This is a genomic window from Halorubrum sp. B52, from assembly GCF_059752555.1.
On record NZ_MWTG01000012.1, the window covers coordinates 151,467 to 167,475 of the forward strand.

19 protein-coding genes are annotated in these 16,009 nt (G+C 68.8%); 5 read left to right on the forward strand and 14 right to left on the reverse strand.

What is annotated here, in order from left to right; genetic code table 11:
• Nucleotides 1–13 precede the first annotated feature (13 nt).
• Complete coding sequence (locus tag B4V04_RS16520) at nt 14–391, reverse strand: Hsp20/alpha crystallin family protein (protein WP_498232797.1); 378 nt, start codon at nt 389–391, stop codon at nt 14–16.
• 231 nt (nt 392–622) lie between these two features.
• Between B4V04_RS16520 and gap the strand changes: the two genes are divergently transcribed.
• The gene (gene gap / locus B4V04_RS16525) at nt 623–1,675 is read left to right on the forward strand and encodes a type I glyceraldehyde-3-phosphate dehydrogenase (RefSeq protein ID WP_498232798.1); all 1,053 of its coding nucleotides are present in this window, start codon (nt 623–625) and stop codon (nt 1,673–1,675) included.
• A 119-nt stretch (nt 1,676–1,794) separates the two neighbouring features.
• The gene (locus B4V04_RS16530; protein WP_498232799.1) at nt 1,795–3,018 is read left to right on the forward strand and encodes a phosphoglycerate kinase; all 1,224 of its coding nucleotides are present in this window, start codon (nt 1,795–1,797) and stop codon (nt 3,016–3,018) included.
• A 34-nt stretch (nt 3,019–3,052) separates the two neighbouring features.
• On the opposite strand, the gene lrp is transcribed toward B4V04_RS16530, so the two are convergent.
• Nucleotides 3,053–3,514: an HTH-type transcriptional regulator Lrp gene (lrp, locus tag B4V04_RS16535; protein ID WP_498232800.1), complete on the reverse strand. Its 462-nt coding sequence runs from the start codon at nt 3,512–3,514 to the stop codon at nt 3,053–3,055.
• A 126-nt stretch (nt 3,515–3,640) separates the two neighbouring features.
• Here lrp and glnA point away from each other — a divergent pair, with 126 nt between their 5' ends.
• The gene (gene glnA / locus B4V04_RS16540) at nt 3,641–5,011 is read left to right on the forward strand and encodes a type I glutamate--ammonia ligase (RefSeq protein WP_498232801.1); all 1,371 of its coding nucleotides are present in this window, start codon (nt 3,641–3,643) and stop codon (nt 5,009–5,011) included.
• A 33-nt stretch (nt 5,012–5,044) separates the two neighbouring features.
• Here glnA and B4V04_RS16545 read toward each other — a convergent pair whose 3' ends face one another.
• From B4V04_RS16545 to B4V04_RS16555, 3 genes are all read right to left on the reverse strand, one after another.
• Complete coding sequence (locus B4V04_RS16545) at nt 5,045–6,061, reverse strand: phosphatase PAP2 family protein (protein WP_498232802.1); 1,017 nt, start codon at nt 6,059–6,061, stop codon at nt 5,045–5,047.
• Nucleotides 6,062–6,064: 3 nt separating this feature from the next.
• Nucleotides 6,065–7,348 (reverse strand): YihY/virulence factor BrkB family protein, encoded by a 1,284-nt coding sequence (locus B4V04_RS16550; RefSeq protein ID WP_498232803.1) that lies wholly within the window; start codon nt 7,346–7,348, stop codon nt 6,065–6,067.
• A gap of 87 nt (nt 7,349–7,435) precedes the next feature.
• The gene (locus B4V04_RS16555) at nt 7,436–8,560 is read right to left on the reverse strand and encodes a tRNA (guanine(26)-N(2))-dimethyltransferase (protein WP_498232804.1); all 1,125 of its coding nucleotides are present in this window, start codon (nt 8,558–8,560) and stop codon (nt 7,436–7,438) included.
• 216 nt (nt 8,561–8,776) lie between these two features.
• Here B4V04_RS16555 and B4V04_RS16560 point away from each other — a divergent pair, with 216 nt between their 5' ends.
• Both B4V04_RS16560 and B4V04_RS16565 read left to right on the forward strand, forming a co-directional pair.
• On the forward strand, nt 8,777–9,637 hold the full coding sequence (locus B4V04_RS16560; protein ID WP_498232805.1) for a hypothetical protein: 861 nt from the start codon (nt 8,777–8,779) through the stop codon (nt 9,635–9,637).
• A gap of 86 nt (nt 9,638–9,723) precedes the next feature.
• On the forward strand, nt 9,724–10,239 hold the full coding sequence (locus B4V04_RS16565; RefSeq protein WP_498232806.1) for a macro domain-containing protein: 516 nt from the start codon (nt 9,724–9,726) through the stop codon (nt 10,237–10,239).
• Nucleotides 10,240–10,285: 46 nt separating this feature from the next.
• Here B4V04_RS16565 and secY read toward each other — a convergent pair whose 3' ends face one another.
• Genes secY through B4V04_RS16610 form a run of 9 tightly spaced genes read right to left on the reverse strand, consistent with a single transcriptional unit; the run spans nt 10,286 to nt 16,009 of the window.
• Entirely contained in the window at nt 10,286–11,755 is a 1,470-nt protein-coding gene (gene secY, locus B4V04_RS16570) for a preprotein translocase subunit SecY (RefSeq protein ID WP_498232807.1), read from the reverse strand.
• 2 nt (nt 11,756–11,757) lie between these two features.
• Entirely contained in the window at nt 11,758–12,255 is a 498-nt protein-coding gene (locus B4V04_RS16575; RefSeq protein WP_498232808.1) for an uL15m family ribosomal protein, read from the reverse strand.
• Nucleotides 12,252–12,716: a 50S ribosomal protein L30 gene (locus B4V04_RS16580; protein WP_498232809.1), complete on the reverse strand. Its 465-nt coding sequence runs from the start codon at nt 12,714–12,716 to the stop codon at nt 12,252–12,254. Before B4V04_RS16580 ends, B4V04_RS16575 begins: the two co-directional genes overlap by 4 nt.
• Complete coding sequence (locus B4V04_RS16585; RefSeq protein ID WP_144798160.1) at nt 12,716–13,363, reverse strand: 30S ribosomal protein S5; 648 nt, start codon at nt 13,361–13,363, stop codon at nt 12,716–12,718. The genes B4V04_RS16580 and B4V04_RS16585 overlap by 1 nt, the downstream gene beginning before the upstream one ends.
• Nucleotides 13,356–13,913: a 50S ribosomal protein L18 gene (locus B4V04_RS16590; RefSeq protein ID WP_498232810.1), complete on the reverse strand. Its 558-nt coding sequence runs from the start codon at nt 13,911–13,913 to the stop codon at nt 13,356–13,358. Before B4V04_RS16590 ends, B4V04_RS16585 begins: the two co-directional genes overlap by 8 nt.
• A complete protein-coding gene (locus tag B4V04_RS16595) occupies nt 13,913–14,374 on the reverse strand; it encodes a 50S ribosomal protein L19e (RefSeq protein ID WP_498232811.1) in 462 nt (153 codons plus the stop codon). Before B4V04_RS16595 ends, B4V04_RS16590 begins: the two co-directional genes overlap by 1 nt.
• Entirely contained in the window at nt 14,367–15,077 is a 711-nt protein-coding gene (locus tag B4V04_RS16600) for a 50S ribosomal protein L32e (protein ID WP_498232812.1), read from the reverse strand. The genes B4V04_RS16595 and B4V04_RS16600 overlap by 8 nt, the downstream gene beginning before the upstream one ends.
• A 3-nt stretch (nt 15,078–15,080) precedes the next feature.
• The gene (locus B4V04_RS16605) at nt 15,081–15,614 is read right to left on the reverse strand and encodes a 50S ribosomal protein L6 (protein ID WP_123113262.1); all 534 of its coding nucleotides are present in this window, start codon (nt 15,612–15,614) and stop codon (nt 15,081–15,083) included.
• Between the two features lie 2 nt (nt 15,615–15,616).
• Entirely contained in the window at nt 15,617–16,009 is a 393-nt protein-coding gene (locus B4V04_RS16610; protein WP_144798165.1) for a 30S ribosomal protein S8, read from the reverse strand.

A 16,009-nucleotide genomic window follows, 5' to 3' on the forward strand; every position in this document is an offset into this window, starting at 1 on the left:
GCGCGGCGACCCGCTACTCGAGGTCGATCGACGCGGAGTCGTCGTCGCGGTCGAACGCGACCTCGAGGACGCCGTTGTTGAACGTCGCGTTCGCGGAGTGCTCGTCGACGGGGACCGGGAGATCGACGGTCTCGTCGTACTCCCGCCGGTCGGAGGCCGCCGAGATGGTGAGCGCCTCGCCGTCGCACTGCAGGGAGAGCTCGTCCTTCGAGACGGCCGGGAGGTCGGCGACGAGCCGCACGCCGTCGTCGGTGGCGTACGCGTCCACGTGCGTCGCCGATCCGAAGCCGGCGTCCTCGGTGCCCGGTTCGCCGCCCGCCATCTCGTTCATCATCCGTTCGATCTCCTCGAAGAAATCGCCGAACGGATCGTCACGGTCGTCTCTATCCATATCTCACGTGAGGGCGGTGACCCCGATAAGCCTTCTGTCGGTCGCCGTTTTGGCCGGCTCGGGTCGGCGGCGCGCGGGAGGACGGGCGCGCCGCGACCGACCGCGGACTCGCCGCGACCCGAGCGCGAATCCGTCACGGTCGCCGACGGCGATCGTAACGAAATCCAACGATAGTGACGATCTCAGGCCGACTCGGCCGGATTTAAGTATCTGCGGCTCGCTTTTTCGTATATGAGTAAATCATATCTCGACGCGGCCGACGACGTGAGCGACGACGAGGTCGTGCGTGTCGGGCTCAACGGATTCGGCCGCATCGGGCGGAACGTGTTCCGGGCGGTGCTGGAGGCGCCGCGGATCGAGCTCGTCGGCGTCAACGACGTGATGGAGTTCGACGACATGGCGTACCTCGCGAAGTACGACACCGTCATGGGTCGGCTCGACGGCGTCGAGCGCGAGGGCGACTCGCTGACCATCGGCGGCACCTCGGTCCCGCTGTACAACGTGCAGGACCCCGCGGACCTCCCGTGGGCCGAGCTCGACGTCGACGTCGCCCTGGAGTGTACGGGCGTCTTCCGGACGTACGACGACGCGAGCGCGCACCTCGACGGCGGCGCGGACACCGTGATCATCTCGGCGCCGCCGAAGGGCGAAAAGCCCGTCAAGCAGCTCGTCTACGGCGTGAACCACGACGAGTACGACGGCGACGACGTGGTCTCGAACGCCTCCTGTACGACGAACTCCATCACGCCGGTCGCGAAGGTGCTCGACGACGAGTTCGGCGTCGACGCCGGCACCCTCACCACCGTCCACGCGTACACCGGCTCGCAGGCGCTCATCGACGGCCCGAAGGCGAAGACGCGCCGCGGGCGCGCGGCCGCCGAGAACATCGTGCCGACCTCGACGGGCGCGGCCGGCGCGGCACAGCAGGTCCTCCCGCAGCTCGAGGGGAAGATCGACGGGATGGCGATGCGCGTTCCGGTCCCGAACGGCTCGCTCACCGAGTTCGTCGTCAGCCTCGACGAGACCGTCACCGAGCAGGACGTCAACGCGGCCTTCCGCGACGCCGCCGACTCCGGTCCGCTCGCGGGCGTGCTCGGCTACACCGACGACGAGGTCGTCTCCAGCGACATCGTCGGCCTCCCCTTCTCCAGCTACGTCGACCTGCAGTCGACGAACGTCGTCGCCGGCGGGAAGCTCCTGAAGATCCTCACCTGGTACGACAACGAGTACGGCTTCTCGAACCGGATGCTCGACATGGCCGCGTACGTCCGCGACGAGGCGTAAGCGGCCGACCGCGCCCGGCGGGGCCGACGCGGCTCGGTCTCTCACGCGACGCGCCCACCGGGCGGCAACGTTCCCCCGGAGAACCACTTATTAAATATCCAATCGACGACCGTTCACCCATGGCTACCTTCGACACCATCGACGACATCCCGGCAGACTCGCGCGTCCTCGTTCGGCTCGACCTCAACTCGCCGATCGAGGACGGAGAACCGCAGGACAACCGCCGCTTCGAGCGTCACGCGGAGACGGTCCGCGAACTCGCCGAGGCGGGCCACCGCGTCGTACTGATGGCCCACCAGGGCCGCCCCGGCCGCGACGACTTCACGTCGCTGTCGGGCCACGCCGCGATCCTCTCGGCGCACGTCGGCCGCGACGTCGCCTTCGTCCCGGACACGTACGGCGACGAGGCGCTTTCGGCCATCGACGCGCTCGGCGCGGGCGAGGTCCTCCTGTTAGAGAACACCCGGATGTGCGAGGACGAGCTCCCCGAGGCGTCGCCCGAGGAGAAGGCCGAGACCGAGTTCGTCCGGACGCTCGCGCCGCGGTTCGACGCGTACGTCAACGACGCGTACTCCGCGGCGCATCGGTTGCACGCCTCGCTGGTCGGCTTCCCGCTCGCGCTCCCCGCGTACGCCGGCCGCGTGATGGAGACCGAGTACGAGGCCAACACCGCCATCGCGACCCGCAAGTTCGACGGGCCGGTGACGATGGTCGTCGGCGGGACGAAGGCGACCGACGTGATCGGCGTGATGGACGCCTTAGACGACCGGGTCGACCGCTTCCTCCTCGGCGGCGTCGCCGGCGAACTGTTCCTGCGCGCCGCGGGTCACCCGGTCGGGCACGACGTCGGCGGGTCGGACCTGTTCGACGAGCAGTGGGAGCAGAACCGCGAGCTGATCGAGTCGGTGCTCGAGGAGCGAGGCGACGCGATCCGCCTCGCGACGGACCTCGCGTACGAGGGCGAAGACGGCGAGCGCGCGGAGGTCGCCGTCGACGACGTCGACGAGAAGGACACGGGGTACCTCGACGTGGGGTCGGAGACGGTCGCGGCCTACGAGCCCGCGATCCGCGACTCCGACGCGGTGTTCGTGAAGGGGGCGCTCGGCGTCTTCGAGGACGAGCGGTTCGCCGACGGCACCGTCGGCGTGCTGGAGGCCATCGCCGACACCGACTGCTTCTCGGTCGTCGGCGGGGGCGACACCTCGCGCGCCATCGAGATGTACGGCCTGAGCGAGGACGACTTCTCGCACGTCTCCATCGCGGGCGGCGCGTACATCCGCGCGCTGACGGGCGAGCCGCTGCCGGCCGTGGAGGTCCTCGAGGCGGCGGCCGGGCGGCAGTAGGGCGTCGGACCGGAGCTCCGCGCTCGCGTCCGGACTACTCCTCGTTGAGGTCGAGGTCGAACTGCTCGTTCTCGGTGACCGCGTTCAAGACGACGCTCGTGTTCGACTCGCGGATGTCGGCGTCGGTGAGGATGGACTTGATCTGGTCGTTCATCCCGTCCGTGTCGGTGAACTTGCCGATCGCGATCACGTCGTAATCGCCCGTGACCTCGTAGACGCTCACCATCTGCTTCTCCTGGCGGAGCCTCTCGGTCACGTCGGGGAGCGCGCTCCCCTCGACCTTCAGCTGGAGCACGGCGGTCACGTCGTAGCCGAGCTTGTCGTAGTCGACGATGGGCGTGTACCCGCGGATCACGCCCTCGTCCTCGAGGTCGCGGAGGTGATTCGAGACGGTGGTCACGGAGACGTCGAGCTCGTCTCCGAGGCTCCGGAGGCTCGCGCGACCGTTGCTGAGAAGCGAATTGACGAGTTTGGCGTCGAGGTTTTCGTACGTCATCACACCTATCCACGCGTTCGGGGGTTTATAATTTTACGAACGTCCAGCATTATTGCCGCACTGGCGGTTCATGCACCAAGCGATAAGGCCTTTATACTGGCAGATAACTAACGAAGCGTCCAGAACATGACGGACGAACACGCGAAACCAGACGGCGGCCTCACGGCCGAAGAACAGGCGGTACTCGACGAGATCGAAGAAGAAAACGTCGACTTCCTGCGGCTCCAGTTCACCGACATCCTCGGCGTCGTGAAGAACGTCTCCGTGCCGGCTCACCAGGCGGAGAAAGCGTTCACCGAGGGGATCTACTTCGACGGCTCCTCCATCGAGGGGTTCGTGCGCATTCAGGAGTCGGACATGCGCCTCGTCCCCGACCCCGACACGTTCGCGGTGCTCCCGTGGCGCAGCGACGGCGAGGACGGCTCCGCGGCCGCCCGGATCATCTGTGACATCGTCACCACGGAAGGGGAACCGTTCGAGGGCGGTCCGCGCCAAGTGCTGAAGAGCGTCCTCTCGAAGGCCGACGACATGGGGTACACGGTTTCGATCGGGCCGGAGCCGGAGTTCTTCCTCTTCAAGACGGACGACGACGGCAACGCGACGACGATCCCCCACGACAACGGCGGCTACTTCGACCTCGCGCCCAAAGACCTCGCGAGCGACGTGCGCAAGGAGATCATCTTCACCCTCGAGGAGATGGGCTTCGAGATCGAGGCGTCCCACCACGAGGTCGCTGAAGGGCAACACGAGATCAACTTCAAGTACGACGACGCGCTCACGGCCGCGGACAACATCGCGACGTTCCGCGCCGTGGTCCGCGCGGTCGCGGCGCAGCACGACCTCCACGCGACGTTCATGCCCAAGCCGATCGCCGAGATCAACGGCTCGGGGATGCACAGCCACATCTCGCTGTTCGACGACGACGGCAACGCCTTCGCCGACGACGACGACGAGTTCAACCTGAGCGAGACGGCCTACCAGTTCATGGGCGGCATCCTGAACCACGCGCAGGCGTTCACGGCCGTCACCAACCCGACCGTGAACTCCTACAAGCGCCTGGTGCCCGGCTACGAGGCGCCCATCTACGTCGCGTGGTCCGACACGAACCGCTCGGCGCTCGTCCGCGTCCCGGACGCGGCCGGCGTCTCCGCGCGCTTCGAGGTCCGCAGCCCCGACCCGTCCTGTAACCCCTACCTCGGACTGGCGTCGATGATCGCGGCCGGCCTCCACGGCATCGAGACGGAGGCCGACCCCGGCGACCCGGTCCGCGAAGACATCTACGAGTTCGACGACGAGAAGCGCAAGGAGTACGGCATCGAGACGCTTCCGGCGAACCTCGGAAAGGCGGTCGACGCCCTCGAAACCGACGAGGTCATCCAGGACGCGCTCGGCCCGCACACCTCCGAGAAGTTCGCCGAGGCGAAGTCCCAGGAGTTCAGCGAGTACCTCACCCAGGTCTCCCAGTGGGAGGAGGACCGCTACCTCGAGACGTTCTGAAAGGCTCCGCTTCGGCCGTTCTCTCTTTCTTTCTCAGTCGTTTCCGTTCGACCAGTCGCTCGCGGTGCGGTCCGACCGGACCGCACCGATCCGCGCCGGCAGTGCGGGCAGCGCGACGACGGCGACGACCGCGGCGGTTGTCGCGGCCAGCGTGACGACGAGCGAGTCGGCGAGCGAGTACGCGCCGACCCAGAGCGCGCCGGTGACGGCGAGCGCCGGGACCGCGATCCGGACCGGGACCGCGGGCTCGTCGCCGGAGACGAGCCGCCAGCCCGCCGCGCCGCCGAGCCCGGTGGCGATCCCGATCCCCGCCTCGACGACCTCCCCGGTGTGTCCGCCGGCGAACGCGACGCCGGCCGCGGCGGTCGAGACGACCCCGGCCAGCAGGAACGCCGGGGTGGGGTCGAGCCCGGCGGTCGGCTCGCGCCGGTCCACCCACGAGGCGTTCCGCCGGCGGAGCCGCGGGTCCCCGGCGAGCCACAGCGCGACGGCGACGACGCCGGCGCCGAGGCAGAGGCCGGCGACGACGTCGACGAGGTAGTGGACCTCGATGATCACCCGCGAGGCGGCGACGGCGACGGCGACGACGCCGGCCGCGAGCAGTCGCGTCCGGTCGGTCCACGCGCGGTCGTACAGCAGCGCCAGCGCGAGGTACGCCGCCGCGCCGCCGGTGGCGTGTCCGCTCGGGAAGCCGAAGCCGTCGGAGAGCACCTGCGCCTCGTACCATCCCGCGAGCAGACCGGGGAGCCACGTCGGCACGTCGGCCGGTCCCATCGCTCCCGGCGGTCGGGGGAGGGCGAACCACGCCTTGCCGAGCGCGACGGCGGCGTACGCGCAGGTGACGGCAGCGACGGCGGTCGCGCCGGCGCGGCGCGGCGAGGCCGCGAGCCGGTCGCCGGCGAACCAGTAGGCGACCGCCAAGATCCCGAAGAGGAACCACGGGTCCGCGAGGTGGGTGACGGCCGCGAAGAAGACGACGACGGCCTCGGGGAGCGCGTCGGCGAGGGCGGTCCCGCCGACCCCGCGCTCCGCGGAGACGAGTCCCGTCACGGGTCAGTCGTCGCCCCGGTCGCGGGCGTAGTCGAGCGCCTTCCCGGGCGTCTCGATCAGGTTGAGACCGATGCCGACGACGATGAAGAGGGTGTACAGCCCCAGCGTCGACAGCCCGAGGATGAGCATCGAGGCGATGGCGTAGAGGCCGTCGAGGAAGGAGAACGCGCCCAAGATCAGCACCGTCCCGTACAGCAGCACGAGGTACGGCCCCCAGCCGCGGGCGTGGCCGCGCCGCATCCGGGACCGGACGTAGCGTTTCAGCTCCGACTCCACCGCGGGCTTGTCGACGGTGCGCCGCTCGACGTCGTCCTCGAACTCGTCGAACTCCGCCCGCAGCCGTCCGACTTCCTCTTGGAGCGCCGCCACGTCCGGCGCTCCGGTCGGCCGTTCCTCGTCGCCGGCGTCGCCCGCGCCGTCCGACTCGCCGTTCATACCCGTGGGTCGGCCGCGGTCGTGTTGTAACTGCCGGTCCGCGTCGTCGACGGGGGGTGGGGCGCCGGCGCCCCGTTCCGCCAGGACGACGTTGACGACGCCGCCGATCACGACCACGGTGGCCGCGAGGTACAGCCACGTGACGAGGAGGAGGACACCGCCGATCACGCCGTACACCTGGTACTGGCCGGCGTTCGCGGCGTACACCTGAAAGCCGGCCTGCAGCAGCGTCCAGCCGACGGCGGCGAAGGCGGCCCCGGGGAGCGCCTCCCGGATCCCGATCGGGGGCTCGGGCAGGAGGTAGTACATCGGGAGGAAGACGACCGCGAGGAAGCCCGGTAACGCGAGGATGCTCGCGGCCTCGACGATCGGGACCGTGTCGGCGGCCGCGACGAACGCGCCGACGGCGACCATCACGCCGACGCCGACGCCGACGGCGATGACGACCGAGCCGGCGTCGGTGAGCTGTTTGACGAAGTCGGGCGGCTCCGTGACGTCGTACAGCTCGGCGAACGCCGTGTCGAGCGCGCGGAACACCTTCAGCGTCGACCACAGCAGCACGGCGACGCCGAACAGGCCCGCGCCCGTCCGGCCGCCGCCGGAGGCGATCGCCGCGGTCACCGCCTCCTGGCCGGCCGGCGTGAGGAAGTCGCCGGCAATCGCCAGGAGCTCGTCCGCGAGCGCCTCGCCGAAGACGGCGCTGGCGACGACGACGAGCAGGAGTAACGCGGGGATCAGCGAGACGAACGCGTAGTAGGCGATGGCGGCGGCGAGGAACGTCACCTGCCGGTCGATCGCTGTGTCGACGACGCGGCGGACCGTTCCGATCGCGGCGGTCGAGTGTCGGGGCACGCTCTGGAGTTCGGGCGATAGCGACAAAAGCGGGGCGGGTGTCGGCGTCGGTGACGGGAAGGGAGGCCGCGTCGACAACGAGAGCCGTCAGGCGGCGTCGTCCAGAACGGCCGACCGCATCTCGGGGATCGACGCCGTGCTCTTGACCGCGGTGCCGCGGTAGTGGGCGCGGCTGGCCTCGTGGCCGGCCCCCCGCAGTCGGTCGACGAACTCGTCCATGCCGATGGCGGGCTCGCCCCACTCCTTGTACAGCCGGTGCTGGTCGTAATGCGTGGGGGTGTCGAGCTCGCGGGCGACGGTCCCGAGCAGCTTCCGGGCGCGCTTCGCCTCGCCCATGTCGTCGGTGACGCGTCGGCGGACCGCGCGGGCGAAGTCGGCGTCGGCGACCGGCCCCAGCCACAGCGGCCCGGCCGTGAGCACGCGGTCGTTGCCGCAGACGGGGCAGGTCGAGACGGGATCGGCGATCAGCCCGCGGGTCGGCTCGCGCCAGAGGCAGTCCTCGCAGTTGTCGACGTACCCCAGCTCGTCGATACAGGCGTCGGCCGCCTGCGCTCCCGACTCCAGTTCGAGGTAGGTCCGCGCGTAGTGGCGAGAGACGTGCGAGACGATCGGGCGGGCCGCCTTGTCGTAGCGCGCCGCGGTGCGCACCAGCGCGGAGATCAGCGTCCGGAGCCCCATCTCCGGGTGGTAGTCGGTGTTGCGCGGGACGGCGCCGTACTTCCGGATCCCGCTGTTGAGGTGCGCGCCGCAGAGGGGGGCGGTGTCGGTCGCCGTGACGCAGACGAGGTTGCGCGCGTTCGCGAGCGCGGCGTCCGCGAACGGGATCGGCGTCCCGTACGGGTCGAGGTCGACGACGTCGAAGACGTCCTCGTACAGCAGCGCGTTGACGTCGCGGTGGACCGTCTCCCCGTCGAGGTCGTTGGCGGCGAGGTTCTCGGCCGCGAGGTCGACGGCGTCGGGATCGACGTCGGCGCAGGTGACGTCGTACCCCTCGGCGGCGGCGCGCACGCCGCGGACCCCGGAGGCGGCCATCGCGTCGAGGTAGGAGGCCGCGCGCGGCTCGCGCTCGCGGTACGCGCGCAGCACCGCGACGGTGACGTCGCGGTTCAGCTCCTGGGTCGGGTTGAAGAAGACCCCGCCGCCGGTGCCCTCGCTTGCCCCGTCGCGGGCCTCGGGGACGGAGACGGTGAGACCGCCCTCCTCGATGTCCATGCCTCGGTTTCGGCCATCCGGCACAAAAGGACCGCGCTCCGCCGGTGACCTCCCCCGACGCGCCGCTCGCGTCCGTTCGGAACGCGGCGGCCATGAAGCGGGGCTTTTAGCCCGTCACCGCGGATACGTGGACACACTGATGTACGCTACGTTCAACCGAGACCGGGACGGCCGCCCGACGCGCGACCGCGACGCGACCGCGGAGGCGGATCGGCGATGGTGAGTCCGGCCCGCGTCGACGCGCTCACCGACCTCGCGTACGGCGCGCTGATCGTCTTATCGATCGTCCTCATCGCGACGCTGAACGTGAACGACGTCGGCGTCGCGTTCGGGATCGGGGTGTTCGCCTCCTACGTGGTCCACGTCGTCTGGAAGATGGCCCGGTTCGACCCCGACTGGATGACGCGGGAGGTCGCCGATCAGGTCGGCAAGGAGGTCGAGAAGAGCGTGGGCGACACCGTCAACAAGGAAGTGGAGAAGACCGTCGGGGACACCGTCAACAAGGAAGTGGAGAAGACCGTCGGCGAAACCGTCAGCAAGGAGGTCGAGAAGAGCGTCGGCGAAACCGTCAGCAAGGAAGTCGAGAAGACCGTCGGCGAGAAAGTCGAGGAGACCGTCGAGGAGACCGTCGAGAAGACCGTCGGCGACACCGTCAACAAGGAGGTCAGCGAGGTCGCCGACGACGTCAGCGACACCGTCAGCGAGGAGGTGTCGGGGAAGGTCGAGGAGACCGTCGGCGAGACCGTCGAGAAGACCGTCGAGGAGACGGTGGGTGAAACGGTCGAGAAGACGGTGGGCGAGAAGGTCGAGGAGACCGTCGAGAAGACAGTCGAGGAGACAGTGGGCGAGAAGGTCGAGGAAACCGTGGGCGAGAAGGTCGAGGAGACCGTCGAGAAAACCGTCGAAGAGACCGTCGGCGAGAAGGTCGAGGAAACTGTGGGCGAGAAGGTCGAGGAGACGGTGGACGAAAAGGTCGAGGAAACCGTCGAGAAGACCGTCGACGAGAAGGTCGAAGAGACGGTGGGCGAGAAGATCGAAGAGTCGGACGGAGACGAAGACCAGCGGAGCGATTCGTAACACGGCTGACTCACGGTGTCCCCCTCCCGTTCTCGCGGACCGATCCGGCCGTTAGCGTTACCGGATCGCCGACGAAAGCGTCGCGTATGGAGTTCGACGTCATCCGCGGCGACATCGCCGAACAGCGCGCAGACGCGCTCGTGAACGCCGCCGGAACCAGCCTGCAGATGGGAAGCGGCGTCGCCGGCGCGCTCCGTCGGAACGCGGGCGGCCCGATAAACGAGGCCGCCGTCGCGAAGGGCCCGATCGATCTCGGTGAGGTCGCCGTCACCGACGCGTACGAGTTGGACGCCGACCACGTGATCCACGCCGCGGCGATGCCGCACTACGGCGACGGACGCGCGACTCCCGAGAGCGTCGGCGACGCGACCCGGAACGCGCTGGCGACCGCAGAGGAACTGGGCTGCGAGTCGCTCGTCGTTCCGGTGCTCGGAACCGGTGCCGCCGGCCTCGGCTTCGAGGCGGGTGCCGAGACCGTCTGCGAGGAGATCGACGCACACGAGCCGACGACGCTGACCGACGTCCGGGTCATCGCGTACTCGGCCGAGGAGTTCCGAACGCTCGAAGCCGTCGCGGAGCGAGTCCGCTCGACGGAGCGGTAGCTGCGAACGCGTTGAGAAAGAGACCGCGAGAAGCGGGAAGCGGTCGTTACTCGTTCCCGAACATCTGGCGCATCATCGGATGCATCTCCATCAGCTGCTCCTCGGCGATCTCCTCGTACAGCTTGTACGTGATCGAGACCGCGAGCAGCAGTCCGGTGCCGGAGACCGAGCCGATGGTACCGAGCAGGTTCGCCATCACGGCGAGGAACCCGACGAGGGCGCCCCCGATGACGGTCACCTGCGGGATGTACCGCTCCATCACCTTCTCGACGACCTGCGGGTTCCGTCGGAAGCCGGGGATCTGCATCCCGGAGTTCTGGATCTGCTTCGCAGTCGCCTCCGGGCCCATCCCGGTCGTCTCGACCCAGAAGATGGCGAAGATCGCCCCGCCGACGATCATGAAGGTGAGGTCGATCGCGAGCCGGACCGCGATCATCCACGGTTCGCCGGTCGCGGCGCCGCGGAACCACATCCACTGCTCCGGCTGCTGGATGGGGTTCAGGTAGTAGAACAGCCCGGACGTGGGCTGTCCCTGCTCGCCGTACACCCCGAGCCACGCCGGCATCCCCGCCCACTGCGAGGAGAGGAGCTGGCCGACGAACTGAATGTTCGCCTGCAGCGCGCGCACGAGGATCATCGGCAGGACGGACGCGTAGATGAGCTTCACCGGGAAGCGGCCGCGAGCACCCTTCACGCGGGCGTGCGACAGCGGGATCTCGACGCGGACGGACTCCGCGTACACGACGATCCCGAAGATGAACACGGTCGTGAACAGCGCGAGGATGTTCCCCGGCTCGAACAGCAGCGACTCGAGCCCGGCCGAGGTGAACGGCGATCCCAGCTGGGTGCCGCCAGTCGCGATCGAGTACCAGTTCGCGAAGAAGCCGGGCGCGCCGAGCGCGGAGAAGCTGAAGAAGCCGCCGACGATCTGCTGGCTCACCGCCGCGATGATGAACAGCCCGACGCCGGAGCCGACGCCCCACTTGCTCACGATCTCGTCCATGAACAGGAGGAGGACGCCGCCGACGAAGATCTGCGCGAAGATCAGCGACTTAACGCCGAACGTCCCGATACCGAGGGCCTGTCCGACGGCCGGGTCCGCGGGCAGGAACTGCCCCGTGAACACCATCGGCGCGGCCGTCAGCGCCGTCACGATGATCACCAACAGCTTCTGGAGGCCTTGGTACAGGACCTGGTCCCGCGGGTCGTCGGTGTCGAGGCCCAGCAGGTTCGCACCGCCCAACAGCTGGAGGACGATGGACGCCGTGACGATCGGTCCGATACCGACCTGCAACAGCGAGCCGGACGAGCCGGCGAGCACCGACCGGAACTGCCCGAAGAAGTCGGACCCCTGACCGACGGCCAACCCGAACGGGTTGATGTTGGTCAGGAAGAAGTAGACGATCAGGATTCCGGCCGTCCACGTGAGCTTGCGCCTGAACGGGACGTGACCCGCCGGTCGCTCCACGACGGGCATCCGCGAGAGCACCGGTTCGGCGGCCTCCTTCCAGCTCATGATTACGCCTCGTCAGTCTCGTCGTCTGAAGTGTTTTCTGATTCGGCAGCGGCTTCCTCGGCGCGCTCGGAGAGCGCCGCCTCGCCGCCGGCCTCCTCGATCAGCTCGACCGCACCGGCGGTGAACGCGTCGGCCGTGACGCGGAGCTCGCGGCGGACCTGTCCGCCGCCGAGCACCTTCACGACGTCGGCGTCGTGACCGTCGTCGACGACGTCTCGCGCGTCGACCACGTACGCGTCGCCGTCCTCCTCGGCGAGGCCCTCCGCGGCGTACAGCGCCGCGTCCTCGTCGAGCTTCTGGACCTTGACCTCGAGGACCTCCGTCTGCGCGTCCTCGGGGCGCTTGAAGCCGTACTTGCCGAGCGGTCCGTAGTTGTGGAACTCGTGTTTCGCGCGGCCGGCCGCGCCGCGGCCGCCGCGGTGACCGGCGCCGCGCCGGTTCTTGTGCGTGCCGCCGCCGTGGGTTCGGGACCCGCGCTGTCGACGTTTCTTGCTCGTCATCGCATCGCCTCCAGGAGACCGTCAATCTCCTCGGTCGTGTGTTTCCCGAGCTCGCCGCCCTCGATCACGGGGTGTTTGATGCCCTCGTGACCGCCGCGGGGCGCGTGGAGCCGCAGCGTCGGGGAGAGCCCCTGCTCGCGCAGGGTCGTCTCCTCGGCGACGAGCGCCTCGGCCAGCGCCTCCAAGTCGGCGTAGTCGGTGTTGTCGTCGATCCACTCGTCGTCGACGTCGGCGGAGCCCTCGAGGGGCTCGCCGCGACGAGCGATGGTGGTCGCGACGGCGTCGACGCTCGGTTCCCCGAACGCGACGACGTCGTTCACCTTCGTGATCATGCCGCGGTACGACTCCGTCTCGGGGACGAACGTCGCGTGGTTGACGCGCCCGATGTTCAGCATATCGAGCGTGTCCTCGACGCCGTACTCGAGGTTGACGTCGCCGCGGAGCTGTACGATCGCCTGCATCACTCGCTCACCTCGTCGTAGTGGACCTCGCGCGCGTGCTGCGGAGTGCGGGACTGCGCCGCGTTCTCCAGGGCGTTGAACGTCGCCTTCGCGAGGTTGACGGTCGTGCGGGTGTTGCCGTCGGAGTTCGTCCAGGCGTCCTCGACGCCGGCGAGCTCCAAGATGTTCCGGACCGTCTCCGCGGCCGCGAGGCCCAGCCCCTGCGGGGCGGGCTTGATCTCGACGGTGACGGAGCCGGCCTTCCCCTTCGCCGTGCGGGTCAGGGAGTTCGTGCCGCCGGGCTGGTCCTCCCAGGAGCCGGAGCCGCGGTCCACCTCGATGATGTTCAGCTTCGCGACGTCGATCGCCTTCTGGATGGCGCCGCCGACCTGGTCGTCCCGGGCCTGCGCGTAGCCGAGGTAGCCGTCGCGGTTGCCCACGGCGACCACGCAGCGGAACTTCACGCGGCGGCCGGAGTCGGTCATGCGCTGGACCATGTTGATGTCCAGCACCTCGTCTTCCAGCCCCGGGAGGAGCTGGTCGACGATCTCCGCCTCCTTCAGCGGGAGGCCGGAGTCGAGCGCCTGTTCCATCGACGAGATGTCGCCGTTCTGCACCTTGCGGCCGAGTCGCGTCCGCGGTTCCCAGCCGTCGTTGTGTCTACTCATGGTCCTCCTGGATTGTCGCGAGCACGTCGTCGAAGTGCTCGGGTACGTCGGCCGCGTCGAACTCGCCGCCGTACAGCGGCTCGTCGAGCTGCTCGTCGTACGCGGCGATGTGCTCGCCTCGCGTACGCGACCAGTCGGCCAGCACGCCGTCGTTGTGCGGGATCTCGAGGCCGGCGTCGATCGCTCCTTCCTGTACTGCGAACGTCTTGTTGCCGGGCGTCGCCGTGTTGAGCCCGATGTCGAGCACGGCCTCGTCGAGGCCGGCGTCGACGGCGCGGGCGCCCGCGAGGTACCCGGTGAGGTACGCGCTGGGGAGGTTGCCCGTGGGGGCGTCCCAGCCGTACTCAGCGAGGTCCTCGCTGGAGGCGGCCGCGTGGGTCTCGTCGCCGTCGGGTCCGGGAGTCACCAGCTGCGCCCTGACGTGAGCGTTGCTCACCCGGGCGACCAGGCGAGGCTTGCCCGATTTCAGCAGGCGCAACCTCTGATGGTAATCCGTCCGGACCTCGCGGCGGCGCCGCATCGGCACCTTGTATCGTGGTCCTGTCGCCATTACTCTGTCACCTCGTAACCGTACTGCGTCTGGATGTACGCCTCCAGCCGCGCGACGTCCTCGAACTCGCCGCCGCTCGCCTTGTTGTAGAGCGTGCGGTACTCGCTGGCGTCGAGGACGTCCTCGTCGTCGCGGAGCTCCTTCAGGCGGGCGCGCTGCGCGCGGATCCGCGCCTTCCAGTCGTCCTTCGTGTTCTGTCGCGCGCCGGCCTTCCCCTTTCGGGTCCCGGCGCCGGACTTGTGTCCGTACGAGCGCTTCGCGGCGCGCTCGCGGGCCTGTCCGCGGGAGTTCGTCTTCGCGTCCTTCGCGCGGATCGTGCCCTGTTCGATGAGCTCGCGGACGTCCTCTCGCGTGATGGCGTCCTCGATCTCCTCCTGTGCCTCGGGGTCGAGCCAGACGCGGCCCTTGCCGACGTCAAGCTCGTCCGCGGCGAGCCGTTTCTGCGCTTTCAGGTCACTCATCGTCGACCTCCACTTCGACGTAGGTCGGGTTCAGCACGCGGATCTCGCGCTCCTCCGCCTCGTCTTCGATCAGTTCGCGCTTGCGACCGCCGACCTTCGAGGCGATACGCACCGCCTGCGTGTCGCCGTCGACGCCCTCGAGGTCGTCCGTGTTGTGCACGCGGACCTCCTCGAAGCCGCTCGGGTGCAGGTCGCGGGACGCCTTCGGCGAGCGGAACCCCGCCTCGACGACGGGACCCTTCGCCTTCATGCGGCGGCGCTGCTTAGAGAGCCCGCCGCGCGGCTTGCGCCACGACGTCGGGATCCGCTTTTTCTTGTGGTAGTCCTGCCGGTTGAACTGCGGTTTCCCCTCGCGGTGCTTCTGTGCGAGCGCGCGAGCGGTCTCGTCGTCCAGCTCCGGCGTCTTGTCGGCGTGACCGCGGGGGCGAAGCTCCGTCTCGACGTCCTCGTCGGCGTCGGCCTCGTCGGCCTCCGCCTCCTCGTCCGTCTCGTCTTCGATCTCCGCGTCCGCCTCCTCGTCGACCTCCAGCCCGCCGACGTCGGCCTTGATGCGCGCTGCGAGCGCGTTGCCGACGCCGTCGACCTCGGAGAGCTCCGACTGGGAGGCGGCCTTCACGTCCTCGACCGTCTCGTAGCCGGCCTCGCGAAGGGCGTCCGCCTTCGAGGGACCGACACCGCTGATGTCTTCCAGTTCTTCGGCCATTGGTTAGGCACCTCCGGTGGGCTTCTCGACGATGTACACGCCGTCCTGGAAGACGCGCGTGTCCTTGTCGGTCACCTTCGTCAGCTGTTCGATGTCGGCGGCGGTCTGCCCGACGGCCTCCTTGTCGGAGCCCGAGAGGGTGACCGTCTCGCCGTCGACCTGTACGTCCGTGTCCCCGCGGATCGGAGTGCGTCGCTGTGCTCGCTCGCCGAGGAAGTTCTCGATGACGACCTCGTCGCCCTCCACGGTCACCTGCATCGGGAAGTGGGCGTAGTACACTTCCATCGTGTACTCCCATCCGTCGGTGACGCCGTGGATCATGTTGGCGACGTGGCTCTCGAAGGTGCCGACCGTGGCGTTCGTCTTCGCGTCCTCGTTCTCGGAGGCGATCGCGACGACACCGTCCTCGACCGTGACCTCGACGTCGGGGTACCAGAGGCGTCGCGTAACGCTCCCGTTGGGACCCTCGACGGTGAGTTCGAGGTGGTCGGTCTCGGCGGAGACGTCGTCCGGAATCTCGATTTCGACTCTGTTCATTGTTAGTAGACGTATGCGATCACTTGGCCACCGATGCCCTGATCGCGGGCCTCGTAGTGGCTCATGACGCCGTGGCTCGTCGTGACGATGAGCGTCCCGTAGTCACGGGCGGGGAGGTACCGCTTCTCCCACTTCTCGAACTCGTCCGCACCCGCGGAGTAGCGGGGCTTGACGGCGCCACACTCGTTGATCGCGCCTTTCAGTTCGACCTCGAACTTCCCGGCTTTCCCGTCGTCGACGTACTCGAAGCCGTCGACGTACCCGCGGTCGTAGAGGACCTCGAGGACGGAGCCGATGATGTTGGAGGCGGGCTCAACCGTGTACGACAGGTGGCCAACGCTCTCGGCGTTGTCCATGCCGGCGAGCGCGTTGGTGAATGGATCGTTTCCTGTCAT

Excerpts from the sequence above, each read along its gene's own strand:
- B4V04_RS16580 (WP_498232809.1), bottom strand. The coding sequence starts at position 12,716 with ATGCAGGCGATCGTACAGCTCCGCGGCGACGTCAACCTCGAGTACGGC.
- glnA (WP_498232801.1), top strand. The coding sequence starts at position 3,641 with ATGACGGACGAACACGCGAAACCAGACGGCGGCCTCACGGCCGAAGAA.
- B4V04_RS16610 (WP_144798165.1), bottom strand. The coding sequence starts at position 16,009 with ATGACAGGAAACGATCCATTCACCAACGCGCTCGCCGGCATGGACAAC.
- B4V04_RS16520 (WP_498232797.1), bottom strand. The coding sequence starts at position 391 with ATGGATAGAGACGACCGTGACGATCCGTTCGGCGATTTCTTCGAGGAG.
- B4V04_RS16555 (WP_498232804.1), bottom strand. The coding sequence starts at position 8,560 with ATGGACATCGAGGAGGGCGGTCTCACCGTCTCCGTCCCCGAGGCCCGC.
- B4V04_RS16565 (WP_498232806.1), top strand. The coding sequence starts at position 9,724 with ATGGAGTTCGACGTCATCCGCGGCGACATCGCCGAACAGCGCGCAGAC.
- secY (WP_498232807.1), bottom strand. The coding sequence starts at position 11,755 with ATGAGCTGGAAGGAGGCCGCCGAACCGGTGCTCTCGCGGATGCCCGTC.
- B4V04_RS16600 (WP_498232812.1), bottom strand. The coding sequence starts at position 15,077 with ATGGCCGAAGAACTGGAAGACATCAGCGGTGTCGGTCCCTCGAAGGCG.
- B4V04_RS16585 (WP_144798160.1), bottom strand. The coding sequence starts at position 13,363 with ATGAGTAGACACAACGACGGCTGGGAACCGCGGACGCGACTCGGCCGC.
- B4V04_RS16595 (WP_498232811.1), bottom strand. The coding sequence starts at position 14,374 with ATGAGTGACCTGAAAGCGCAGAAACGGCTCGCCGCGGACGAGCTTGAC.
- B4V04_RS16560 (WP_498232805.1), top strand. The coding sequence starts at position 8,777 with ATGGTGAGTCCGGCCCGCGTCGACGCGCTCACCGACCTCGCGTACGGC.
- B4V04_RS16605 (WP_123113262.1), bottom strand. The coding sequence starts at position 15,614 with ATGAACAGAGTCGAAATCGAGATTCCGGACGACGTCTCCGCCGAGACC.
- gap (WP_498232798.1), top strand. The coding sequence starts at position 623 with ATGAGTAAATCATATCTCGACGCGGCCGACGACGTGAGCGACGACGAG.
- B4V04_RS16530 (WP_498232799.1), top strand. The coding sequence starts at position 1,795 with ATGGCTACCTTCGACACCATCGACGACATCCCGGCAGACTCGCGCGTC.
- B4V04_RS16590 (WP_498232810.1), bottom strand. The coding sequence starts at position 13,913 with ATGGCGACAGGACCACGATACAAGGTGCCGATGCGGCGCCGCCGCGAG.
- B4V04_RS16575 (WP_498232808.1), bottom strand. The coding sequence starts at position 12,255 with ATGACGAGCAAGAAACGTCGACAGCGCGGGTCCCGAACCCACGGCGGC.
- lrp (WP_498232800.1), bottom strand. The coding sequence starts at position 3,514 with ATGACGTACGAAAACCTCGACGCCAAACTCGTCAATTCGCTTCTCAGC.